The 11,043-nt window shown below is 58.9% G+C and carries 10 protein-coding genes and 1 pseudogene; 6 read left to right on the forward strand and 5 right to left on the reverse strand.

Annotated elements, in window-relative coordinates:
- Position 1 precedes the first annotated feature (1 nt).
- From I9H07_RS08285 to I9H07_RS08305, 4 genes and pseudogenes are all read left to right on the forward strand, one after another.
- A complete protein-coding gene (locus I9H07_RS08285; RefSeq protein WP_236425086.1) occupies positions 2–1,459 on the forward strand; it encodes an eCIS core domain-containing protein in 1,458 nt (485 codons plus the stop codon).
- 160 nt (positions 1,460–1,619) lie between these two features.
- A pseudogene (locus tag I9H07_RS08290) lies at positions 1,620–1,907 on the forward strand (hypothetical protein); the annotation flags it as partial.
- Positions 1,908–2,320: 413 nt separating this feature from the next.
- The gene (gene dusA, locus I9H07_RS08300) at positions 2,321–3,349 is read left to right on the forward strand and encodes a tRNA dihydrouridine(20/20a) synthase DusA (RefSeq protein WP_058823769.1); all 1,029 of its coding nucleotides are present in this window, start codon (positions 2,321–2,323) and stop codon (positions 3,347–3,349) included.
- A gap of 107 nt (positions 3,350–3,456) precedes the next feature.
- Positions 3,457–3,888 carry a universal stress protein gene (locus I9H07_RS08305; protein WP_024646101.1) on the forward strand — a complete coding sequence of 144 codons (432 nt, stop codon included), beginning with the start codon at positions 3,457–3,459 and terminating at the stop codon, positions 3,886–3,888.
- A gap of 10 nt (positions 3,889–3,898) precedes the next feature.
- On the opposite strand, the gene I9H07_RS08310 is transcribed toward I9H07_RS08305, so the two are convergent.
- Genes I9H07_RS08310 through I9H07_RS08325 form a run of 4 tightly spaced genes read right to left on the reverse strand, consistent with a single transcriptional unit; the run spans position 3,899 to position 8,533 of the window.
- Entirely contained in the window at positions 3,899–4,363 is a 465-nt protein-coding gene (locus tag I9H07_RS08310; RefSeq protein WP_024646102.1) for a response regulator, read from the reverse strand.
- Positions 4,360–6,687, reverse strand: a complete 2,328-nt coding sequence (locus I9H07_RS08315) for an ATP-binding protein (RefSeq protein WP_236425087.1) — start codon at positions 6,685–6,687, stop codon at positions 4,360–4,362. The genes I9H07_RS08310 and I9H07_RS08315 overlap by 4 nt, the downstream gene beginning before the upstream one ends.
- Positions 6,684–7,352 (reverse strand): response regulator, encoded by a 669-nt coding sequence (locus I9H07_RS08320; RefSeq protein WP_058823767.1) that lies wholly within the window; start codon positions 7,350–7,352, stop codon positions 6,684–6,686. The genes I9H07_RS08315 and I9H07_RS08320 overlap by 4 nt, the downstream gene beginning before the upstream one ends.
- On the reverse strand, positions 7,349–8,533 hold the full coding sequence (locus I9H07_RS08325) for a sensor histidine kinase (RefSeq protein ID WP_236425088.1): 1,185 nt from the start codon (positions 8,531–8,533) through the stop codon (positions 7,349–7,351). Before I9H07_RS08325 ends, I9H07_RS08320 begins: the two co-directional genes overlap by 4 nt.
- Positions 8,534–8,724: 191 nt before the next feature.
- Here I9H07_RS08325 and I9H07_RS08330 point away from each other — a divergent pair, with 191 nt between their 5' ends.
- A complete protein-coding gene (locus I9H07_RS08330) occupies positions 8,725–9,249 on the forward strand; it encodes an SgcJ/EcaC family oxidoreductase (protein ID WP_024674316.1) in 525 nt (174 codons plus the stop codon).
- A 78-nt stretch (positions 9,250–9,327) separates the two neighbouring features.
- On the opposite strand, the gene I9H07_RS08335 is transcribed toward I9H07_RS08330, so the two are convergent.
- On the reverse strand, positions 9,328–9,864 hold the full coding sequence (locus I9H07_RS08335) for an RNA polymerase factor sigma-70 (protein WP_024674315.1): 537 nt from the start codon (positions 9,862–9,864) through the stop codon (positions 9,328–9,330).
- 316 nt (positions 9,865–10,180) lie between these two features.
- Here I9H07_RS08335 and I9H07_RS08340 point away from each other — a divergent pair, with 316 nt between their 5' ends.
- The gene (locus I9H07_RS08340; RefSeq protein ID WP_236425089.1) at positions 10,181–10,939 is read left to right on the forward strand and encodes a thioesterase II family protein; all 759 of its coding nucleotides are present in this window, start codon (positions 10,181–10,183) and stop codon (positions 10,937–10,939) included.
- The last annotated feature ends 104 nt before the right edge of the window (positions 10,940–11,043 follow it).

Below are 11,043 nucleotides of genomic sequence, written 5' to 3' on the forward strand. Positions count from 1 at the left end.
TATGGCTGAGTTCGATGAGCCTAGCAAGAAGCATCAAAATACTGGGCACGAAAATGTTTATCGACAGCAGGGTGGTGCGGTGCTCCAAAACTATCGAGCGGTGCAGTGCAAGGCCGGTCCGCTCGAAGACAACCGGGAAAATTCGCGGCGCGGCGTAGTTCTGGAGGACAACCGTGGTTCGTCGGCCAAACTGGCTCAGAAGTCATCCCCCCCTAACAACACCGGCATTCCGGACCAGTTGAAAGCCGGCATTGAGTCGCTTTCCGGCATGAGCATGGACCACGTTAAGGTGCATTACAACTCGGACAAGCCCACACAATTAAACGCACATGCCTATGCGCAAGGAAGTCACATTTATTTGGCCTCAGGACAAGAGAAGCATTTGCCTCATGAGGCTTGGCATATTGTGCAGCAAGCTCAGGGGCGAGTTCGGCCAACGGTTCAGATGAAGGGTGGGGTGAGGGTAAATGACGACAGCGGCCTGGAAAGGGAGGCAGACGTGATGGGAGAAAAGGCGTTGCAGATGCGCCTTTCCCGGCCGGGGAGTTCGCCAGGTGCGCAGGTTGTTCAGACTACGCTGTCTGCTGCAGTCATTCAGAAAAGAGACGATGTCAAGGCAAAAATAAAAGCTATGACCAGTAAGGCCGCGCCTTCGGAAACAATTCAGGGCATCAGCATGTGGGCCTATACGGGCGGCGGTTACAAGGTGATCAACAGCATATTACGAAGCGGTTTTTCTGGCAGTTACTTCGACTCCCTAAAAAAAACGGGTCTAGAACTGGGGGTGGGGGCTCTTGTGAATGGCAGCTTGTTTGCGGTGCTGGACAATGCATTCGAGCTAGTCGTTAAAGGCAGCGATGAAAAAAGTAAAACCTATCGTGGTGCGGTTCATACAAAAGCGGAATGGATGGCTATGAAAGAAGGGGGTACGATCAAATTGGCGGGCCTTACCAGTACAAGCAAGGATACAGATGCAGTCGGAGTTTTTGACGAATCAGAGGTACTGCATGTCGCCCTTGATGATCTGCCGTCCGATGCGAAGGTCGGGGGCATGCTGACATTCGTAGACCCCCATGGTTTGGATATCGATGATAATAAGGAGCTGGGCGATCTGGAGGGACGTAATATTTCGCCCGAGGGTATCAGTATGAATTCAGGTGAAAAGGAGCTGACGCTTCCCCACCACGCCGAATATATGATCAAGGAAAATAAATACAGCAATTTCAATCAAAGGGCGTACTGGGAAGTACTGCTCGAGCGGGTCATTCCTGAAAATGAACTATTAGCCGAATCCGATATACTGAAGCACGTCGAAACAACCAGTCCGAATACGGCCGACATGGGATATCTGACCAATATAAGTGCAGCGCAGGCAATAGCGGAGGAAACCCAAGAAATGGAAATTTCGACTGAAGTTAAACAGAAGGCGCTGGGAGATAAGTTGCTTGGGTTGTCATAGTGGTAGAAGAATACGTGATTCATCAGTAAGGATATTGTATGAAGTGTCAATGAATTGTACAGCGCCAGGTTTTTCTACTCCGAACAATATTTATTAAATGGTGGGGCCGGGAACGCGACAAAGTTTTGATAATAGTCGTGACTTGAGTTCGCCAACTTAGCGCCTGACGACGATTGAACCGATCAAGGAGGCGGTGGCCACTTACACCCAGCGCGCCGCCGAAAAGCTACGCGCTCAGAATTCTCTGTTCAAGAAGATGTGCGTCAGTATATGCACAAGCATATTCAATCCGGACAAACTCAAAGATAAGAGTGATGCGTTTGTCGAGCTGCCTTATCCCACGAATGACGTGCGCCTGATGGCGAAGAGCGCGGCTGAGGCGGTAAACCGGCTGTCCCGTTCAGGATACAAGTATAGTAACGCTGAGGTGCTGCTTCTGGATCTTCGTTAGCCTAGCGAATTCACTGATGACCTTCGCCACCGCTCCCAGCCAGCTCTCGCTTATGGCCGTAAGCGTTACCCGCTTAGTCTTGCCCTGCGGGCGAACCTTTTCTTACTCATCAAGGTATCGGTCGATTATCTGCTTGATGCTGACGGGTTTGCGGTCTATGCACTCGATCACACCCGGGGCGTTTAGCTCTGCTTCATGTTTCTTGGGCCAAGCTTGAGCAACCCGCATACGCTCGAAAGCCTGCCTTTCCTGTTAAACTGCCCGCTATCCCAAACAACCCGTATCTGCACCGTGAAACCGGTGGTTTCGCCTCTGCGTTTACGTGCTGTCACCATGCCCGCATCGAATGGCTACATTTCCAGCAAACGAACAAGCCGGGCTAAGAACAGCTGCACTCAAGATCACTACACATGACACCTGAAAGCCTTGAAAACCCCGAAACCCCTGTAACCATTGGCCAACCAGCCGCAATGCTATCCCGCCGCTTCTCCGTCGCCCCGATGATGGACTGGACCGACCACCATTGCCGCTACTTCATGCGTCTGCTCTCGAAGCACGCATTGCTGTACACCGAGATGGTCACCACCGGTGCCTTGCTGCATGGCGATCGGGAGCGATTCCTGCGTCATGACGAGACCGAGCATCCGCTGGCGTTGCAGTTGGGCGGCAGTACGGCGGCGGATCTGGCTGCGTGTGCGCGGCTGGCTGAAGAGGCGGGTTACGACGAGGTCAATCTGAATGTAGGTTGTCCGAGTGATCGGGTGCAGAACAACATGATCGGCGCGTGCCTGATGGCGCATCCGGAGTTGGTCGCGGATTGCGTGAAAGCCATGCGCGATGCGGTCGGTATTCCGGTCACGGTCAAGCACCGGATCGGCATCAATGGCCGTGACAGCTATGCCGAATTGTGTGATTTCGTCGGCAAGGTGCACGAAGCCGGGTGCCAGAGCTTCACGGTGCATGCGCGCATCGCGATTCTGGAGGGGCTGTCGCCTAAAGAGAACCGCGATATTCCGCCGCTGCGCTATGACGTGGTTGCGCAGTTGAAGTCAGACTTTCCCGGTCTGGAAATCGTCCTCAACGGCGGCATCAAGACGCTGGAACAGTGCAGTGAGCATTTGCAGACGTTCGATGGCGTAATGCTGGGCCGCGAGGCTTATCACAACCCGTATCTGTTGGCGCAGGTGGATCAGCAGTTGTTCGGCAGCACGGCGCCGGTCATCAGCCGTTATGACGCGCTGGAGTCGATGCGGCCGTACATTGCGGCGCATATTGCCAGCGGCGGCAACATGCACCACGTCACTCGTCATATGCTCGGTCTCGGTCTGGGTTTCCCTGGCGCGCGGCGCTTCCGTCAGTTGCTGTCGGTCGATATTCACAAGGCGGAAAATCCGATGCTGTTGCTGGATCAGGCGGCGGCGTTTCTGCAAGGTCATTGATCGCACGCCGGGGTTGCTGATCTGGATCAGCAGAGCCGCTTTTTCCAGTAGCGGCGCTGCTGTGCTCGGGCTATGTTGTGGGCATAACCCAACAAGGAAAACGCCCCATGCACAAAGTCCTGGTTCCTTTCGACGGCTCGGAGCACGCGATGCGTGCTTTGGGCTATGTCATCGAGCTGTCTGGCGATCTCACCAAACCGCTTGAGGTGCATGTGCTGAACGTGCAGGCCAGCCCCATCGATTACAGCCTTTATCTGGCACCGGACATGATCGAGGGCGTGAAGGCCGGGCTGACCAATGAAGGCAAGCGGGTGCTGGATGATGCGGTGGCGCTGCTGACGGCTGCTGGTGTGCCGTTTCAAGCACATGTCGACTTGGGCAACGTTGCCGAGCAGGTCGAGGCCGAGGTGCAGCGGCTTGGCTGCGATGCCGTGGTGATGGGCACTCGCGGGCTGGGCAACTTCGGTGGCCTGCTGCTGGGCTCGGTGGCCACGCGAGTGATCCATGAAGTGTCGGTGCCCGTGACGCTCATTAAGTAAAACCTGCCCCTTACTGCTGCGCAGGCACGCGTGTCTGGCGCAGCAACTCGATGTTTTCCGGTGGCACCAGCTTGCGCAGGGATTTGTACAGTGCGCGGGTTTCCAGCAGGTTCCAGATGCGCAGCATGGTCTCCAGCGCATCCAGCGGTTTGCTGATGAAATCCCGTGCGCCCAATGCCAGCGCACGCAGGCGTGTGTCGCGGGTCGCATCGGCTGTCAGGACCATGATGGGCAAGTAGTCGTTGGCCGGGATACGCCGGTTGAGCTGTTCCAGCACCGCGAAGCCGTCAAACTCGGGCATGTGCAGATCCAGCACCACCAGGTCCGGCTCGAAGCTGTTGAACAGGTCCAGCGTGCGCAATGGCTCGGTGCTGCTCAGTACATTGGTCAACCCCTCGCGGGCAAGCAGTTGCTCCATGAGATCGAGATTGGGCCGCTGGTCATCAATGATCAGAATGCGGAAGTCTCCGGTCATAGGGGCTCCGGTAAGTAGTGGTCGAGGAGGGCGAGGAACACCGGCACCTGAATGGGTTTAGTCAGAATGGCCGTTGCACCGGCGGTTTTCAGCTCGCGTTGGGTGCTGTCGCTGGCGTCGGCGGTGATCATCAGCACCGGTGTGTTGGCGGTCGCCGGCAAGCGTCTCAGGCGTTGCAAGACTTCCAGGCCTTTGAGGTCCGGCAGGTTGAGGTCCAGCAGAATCAGCTGCGGCGCATGTTGACGGGCCAGATCCAGCCCCAACTGCCCCTGCATGCTCGACAGCAACTGGATGCCCGGCCTGCGCTGCAGCAGGGTCTCGATCAGCGCCATGCTCGACAGGTTGTCTTCGATGCAGAGCAGTTTGCCATGCCATGCCGGGCGGGCAGCAGGACGCGGCGCAGGCAGCAGGTCGGGCTGGCGCTGCGTCGGCAGGGCGGTTTTCTGCACTTGCACAATGGGCAATTCCAGCGTGAACCGGCAGCCTTCGCCCGGTACGTTATGCACTGACAGGTCGCCGTGCATCATTTCCAGCATGCTTTTGCTCAGCGCCAGCCCAAGCCCGGTGCCTTCTACGCTAGGGTCGGCGTTGAGTCGCTCGAACGGCTTGAACAACTGATTGACAAGCTCTGGCGCAATTCCGTAGCCGCTGTCCACCACGCTCACAGCGACCCGCTCTGCCGATTGCTCGACTTCGATGCGCACCTGACCGTTGGGTCTGTTGTACTTGATGGCGTTGGAGAGCAGGTTCAGCAACACCTGAATCAGACGCTGCCGGTCGGCGACTACCCCCAGTCCGTCAGACAATGGCGGCAGCTCTTGCAGTTCGATAGTGCCGTCGGCGGCCATCGGCGAAACTAGCACCAGCGCTTCCTGAAGGACGTTCGACAGCGGCACCGGTTCAAGGCTGAGGGAAAGGTGCCCGGCTTCGATTCTGGCGATGTCGAGCACTTCGTTGATCAGTTTCAGCAGGTGTTGACCGGCACGCAGAATATGCCCGACCTGCGGGCGCTGGCTGGCCGGTGAGTCCATTTCCAGCAATTGGGCAAAGCCGAGGATGGAATTCAGCGGTGTGCGCAGTTCATGGCTCATGCGCGACAGAAACTCACTTTTCGCCCGGCTGGCGCGCTCGGCTTCTTCACGCGCGGTGCCCAGAGCGATTTCAGCAACGCGACGATCACTGATGTCTCGGGTGATCTTGGAAAAGCCGCGCAGTTCATCATTGCTGTCGTACTGCGCAGTGATCACCACGCTGGCCCAGAAACGGCTGCCGTCCTTGCGCCGTCGCCAGCCCTCTTCGGTGTATCGCCCGTTGACCGTGGCTTCGTTCAGCGCCATTGCCGGGTGTTGCGGGCACTCCTCGGGCAGATAGAAAACCGAGAAGTGCTGACCGATGATTTCCTGTTCGGTGTAACCCTTGATGCGCTCGGCACCTGCGTTCCAGGTGATGACATGGCCGTTGCGGTCCAGCGCGAAGATGCCGTAATCCTTCACACCCTCAATGATCAGGCGCAAACGCTCTTCGTTATCGCGCAACGCTCGTTCGCGTTCGGCCAGCAACTGACCGGCTTCAACCAGGCGGGTGCCAAGCTGACCGATCTCGTCTTTTTCCGGGGGTTGCGGCAGCAAAGGGTGTCCGAGGGCCAGGCGTTGGGCGTTGCGCTGAACCTGATGAACCCTGGCCACGATGCCTTTGGACAGCATCAGCACCGCGAGAATGGCGCCGAATATTCCGCAGGCGGCTGCCAGCAGGGTTGAACGCAGCAAGTGTGCCCGGTTGGCCGCTGCCGCTTCTGTGCGCTCCGCCAGCAAGGCGTCTTCGCGTTCGCGCATAACGCTGATCCGGTCGCGCAACTGGTCGAGCACGTACTTGTTCTCGATCAGGATGCTGGACACGGTTTCCTGGCCCTGCAAGCTCAGCGAGCGGAGTTTTTCCAGGCCGTCGACCTTGGTGCGGATCAGCGGCTCGATGGCTTTCAGGTGATCGCGCATTTGCTGATCTCGCACATTGGCGTCGAGTCGCACCAGTGCTGCATCGATCAGGGGCTGGGCGTTGATGTAGCCGGGCAGAAAGTCTTCGCGACGGGTCAGCAGGTAGCCGCGCACGCTGGCCGCACCTTCGGCGATCTGGGTGTGCAGCGTCTGAATGTCGCCCTGCACCAGCAGCACACGGCGCACGTCCTCTTCCGCCTGCGCGCTCTGGCGTTCAGCGATGTAGATCAATATCAGTGAAAACATCAGCATCGCCAGTGGCAGGGAAATCGCCACCAATGCCTTGCCGCGTAACGGCAGGTCTTCCCAGCGGCTGCTGCCGGTGGCTGTCATCGCCAATCGCTCGTCGACTGGCTCACCAGGCCCAACGCCACACCGCGCACAGCGGCCTGGGTGCGGTCCGAAGCGCCCAGCTTGCCAATGACTTTTTCCACGTGCGCCTTGGCGGTGCCGGTGGTGATACCGAGTTTTTCGCCGATTTCCCGATTACTGAAGCCGCCCGCAACCAGTCCGAGCACCTGGCGTTCGCGAGGCGTGAGTGCTTCCGGTACGCTCGCGCCGCTGGTGTTGCGCTCGGTCATGCGGCGCAGCAGGCGCGCACTGACTGCGCTGTTGAGCGCTTCTTCGCCGCGTGCCACGCGTTGCAGGCCGGCAATCACTTCATCGCGGCTTGCGTCCTTGAGCAGATAACCTACCGCGCCCGCGCTGATGGCGGCTTCCAGGTGATCGGTGCTGTCGTCCATGGTGAAAATCACCACTTTCAGACCGGGCATGCGTTGTTGAAGAATCCGCGCCGCGCCCAGTCCGTTGAGCACCGGCATACGGATGTCGAGGATCGCAATGTCCGGTTGCAGCTCCTGGCACAGGTCGATGGCTTGCTGGCCGTCTGCCGCTTGGCCGACGACGTCGAATTCCGGATGGCCCGCCAGCAGTGAGACGAATCCGGTGCGGGTCACCTCATGATCGTCTGCCAGAACCAGTCGCACGGTTTGAGTCATGTTATTGCCTTGTCTGCGGTGAAAGGGACGATGGCGCGCAACCGGGTGCCGCGCCCGGGACGGCTGACGCAGGTCAGGCGGCCACCCAGAAGGCTGGCGCGTTCCTGCATGGCAACCAGGCCCAGCTTCTGGACGCCAGCGCCGTTGAGTGGTTTCTCGGCGATGAAACCACGGCCGTTGTCTTGCAGCCTTAGTGAAATGTTGCCGTCACTCAGTTCCAGCGCCAATTCTACGCAGCTGGCGTCGGCGTGTTTGAGCACATTGTTAATGCCTTCCTGAGCAATGCGGAACAGGGCGATCTCCAGATGACTGGGCAGGCGCGTCAACGAGCGCGACATCCACTGCACGGCGATTCCCGCTTCACGCAGACGATCAGCTTCCTTGTCGACGGCCTGCCAAAGACCGAAATCATCCAGCACGGCCGGGCGCAGGCCACTGATCAACTGCCGTCCTTCACCGACGCAATGCTGCGCCAGTTTGAGAATGGCCTGCAGATCGGCGTCCAGTTGCTCGGGCAGATCCGGGCAGCGACCGGCAAAACCCTGCAAGCGCTGGTGCAGACCGGCGAGGGTCTGGGCCAGGCCATCATGCAGGTCGTAGGCGACGCGTTTACGTTCGTCTTCCTGTGCGGTGAACAGTTGGCGGACCAGTTGCGACATGGTCCGCTCACGGGCAACCAGTGCATCGAGCAGGCGGTTGTTCTCCAGGTGCGCAGCGAGCAGGGTCGCGAGCAGTTGCAGAGACTCGATGTCTTCGTTGTCGGGCGCGCTGATGGCGACACTGTTGGCCAGCAGCAGGGTACCGAACGAGCCATCGTCAGCCCCGCGCAATGGCAGCAGCAGCACGCAAGGCATGTCAGTGCCGGGCCGTTCCAGCCATTGCGGGTCGATGGCCATCGGGTCGGCGGCCGTCTCGAGGGTATTCAGGCGCTCTGCACTGCCATGGCTGGCGGTGTTCTGCACGCCGTTGTCGGCTCCCCATTCCAGTAGCAGACCGTGGTCCATGGCCACGAACGCGCAGGCGCGCTGCAACACGCGCTGGCGCATGGCCGTGGGTGGCAACTGGGTCAGTTCCTGGCCAGTGTCGACCAGCAACCGGAGACGTGCGGCACGACTTTGTGACTGTCGATACTGGTTACGAATGGCCAGCGCGCTTGCCGGATCGTGGGGTGGGCTTTGCATGGGGACTCCAGCAAGGGGTGATGGCCGCGCGGGCCCGACATAAGTGGCGTTATTAGAACTGTATCAGGAGGCCAAGCCCATCTGCCGATCGGCATACACAGATAACCCCGGTTGGCCGATGGCGGAGAGAGGCGCGGCGGGCAAAGTGGCACTCACTGAATCCCTGAACAGATCCCCGTAGGAGAGTAGCGATGAAAACGAAATTGACCGCCCTGGCCCTGTTGCTGGCTGTGAGTGCACCGATGGTTCAAGCTGCTGCCGAACCGTCCGGCTACACCTACCGCATGGTGGCCGAGACGCCAAACAATGTGAACGACAAGGAAATCGCCGGTCTGTTTGATCGCTGGAACAAGGCCCTGCAAACCGGAAACTCCACCACCGTCGCATCGTTGTACGCGCCGGACGCGGTCCTGCAGCCTACGGTCTCCAACAAGGTGCGCGCCACGCCGGCAGAGATCAAAGACTACTTCGACAAGTTCCTGGCGCTCAAGCCGATTGGCGAGATCAACTACCGGGAGATTCGTCGCCTGGGGCCTGATGCCGCAGCAGACAACGGTGTTTACACCTTCACCCTGACGGCGCCGGACGGCAAAAAGACCAAAGTGCAGGCACGTTATTCGTTCCTCTACCACCGCGTGGGTAACGAGTGGAAGATTCTCAACCACCACTCTTCGGCGATGCCGGAAGTGCAGCCTGAGTATCAGGTCAGCCGCTGATCTGTCGTATAAAAGGCTGAAACAAAAAATCCGGAGCCATGGCTCCGGATTTTTTTCGTCTGCCTGAACTGCCTGGTGTCAGGCTTCGGCGCTGGCACCGTTGACCTTGCGGCAGTGAATCAGCGCATCACGGATCATGAAGTTGACCAGTGTCGGCGACACACCCAGTTCCTTGGCGATGTCCTTCTGCGGTACGCCGTGCAAGCGATACATTTCGAACGCATAACGCGTACGCGGTGGCAACTCGCCCAGAGCATCGGCAATTTTCTCCAGGCTGGAGAAGTTGATGTGCGAGGTTTCTGGCGATGCACCCTGAATCACCACGTTCAGCCCCTCGGCCTCGGGGCCGGTGTATTTCTGTTCCAGTGCCTGCTTGCGGTAATGATCGATGGCCAGGTTGCGCACGATCTGAAACAGATAGCTGAGCTGGGCCTTGAAGGTCAGCGTGGCCTGCGGCGCAGAACGCAATCTGAAGAACGCATCCTGCACAACATCTTCAGCACGTGACCGGCAGCCGACGATGCGCGCAGCGATCTTGACCAGCAGCAGGTAGTTATCGACAAATGCCTGGAGTAAGGGTGAATCGCACTTGCCTGTGAATACGTGTTCCGTCATGGAATTCACCTTGCTACAAAGTCTATGGGGGGGAGGGCTGCAGAAGGAGCGGCGCCGTCACATGGGGCAACAAATTAGCCTTAATGATAATTATTGTCAAATGCGAAAGCAAATCAGCGCACTTTAAAAGTGCAGGCTTGCGAGTCGCGCGCTCGCAACGCGCATCCCTCCCTAATTATTTGCAGACGCCATCCGTTCTCATTGGTGACAGGCCCGACCACGGTTGCGGCCAGGGAATACCTCAGGAGAACCCCATGCGTTTCAATCACGCGCCTCGCCGCTTTTACATCTGCGCCCACAGACGGACGGTCCTTCTATGAGCGCGCCCGTGAGCCTGACGCTGTTCTGCCTGCCGTTCTCTGGCGCAAGCGCGATGTTCTACAGCCCTTGGCGCCGTAAAGTGCCCGAGTGGCTGAACGTAAGACCGCTGGAGCTTCCCGGTCGTGGCATGCGCATGGATGAAGCGTTGCAGACCGACATCGTGCAACTGGCCAATCATCTGGCCGACGACATCAGTGCTGAGCTAGACAAGCCCTATGCGTTGTTCGGCCATAGCCTGGGCGGGCTGCTGGCCTTCGAACTGGCGCATGCCTTGCGCGAGCGCGGGCTGCCCGCGCCGCTGGCGCTGTTTGCCTCGGCCACCGCTGGCCCGGTACGTCGTGATGTCAGCGACTACGCAGTCGCCAAGACCAATGAGCAACTGATCGACCGACTGCGCTCGCTCAAAGGCACCAGCGAAAGCGTCATCAGCAACGAAGAACTCATGCAGTTGATGCTGCCGATCCTGCGCGCCGACTTTTTGCTCTGCGGCAGCTTTGTGTATGGCGAGCGCGAACCGCTGAGCGTGCCGATCCACGTGTTCGGTGGCAAGCAGGACAGCGTCAGCGTCGAGGCGCTGCTCGACTGGCAGGAGGAAACCTGCACCGGCTTCTCGCTGGACATGTTCGAAGGTCACCACTTCTATCTGGTCGACGAACAAGCGCAATTGCTTCGCCACCTGCGGCGCTACTCCGAGCAGCACCTGGCGCGCTGGCGCAACAGCGTGTCACGGCAGTTGAACCGGGCCGCCGGTTGACCGTTGCTGGCTCGTTTGTCTCACGCGCGGCCCCTCTCCGGGGCACACGTCTTTCTTGAAATTCAGATCCTATCTGGCACGCCGAATCTAGCAGGAACCCCATC

It is taken from the genome of Pseudomonas syringae, assembly GCF_023278085.1.
Taxonomy (GTDB): Bacteria; Pseudomonadota; Gammaproteobacteria; order Pseudomonadales; family Pseudomonadaceae; genus Aquipseudomonas; species Aquipseudomonas syringae_Q.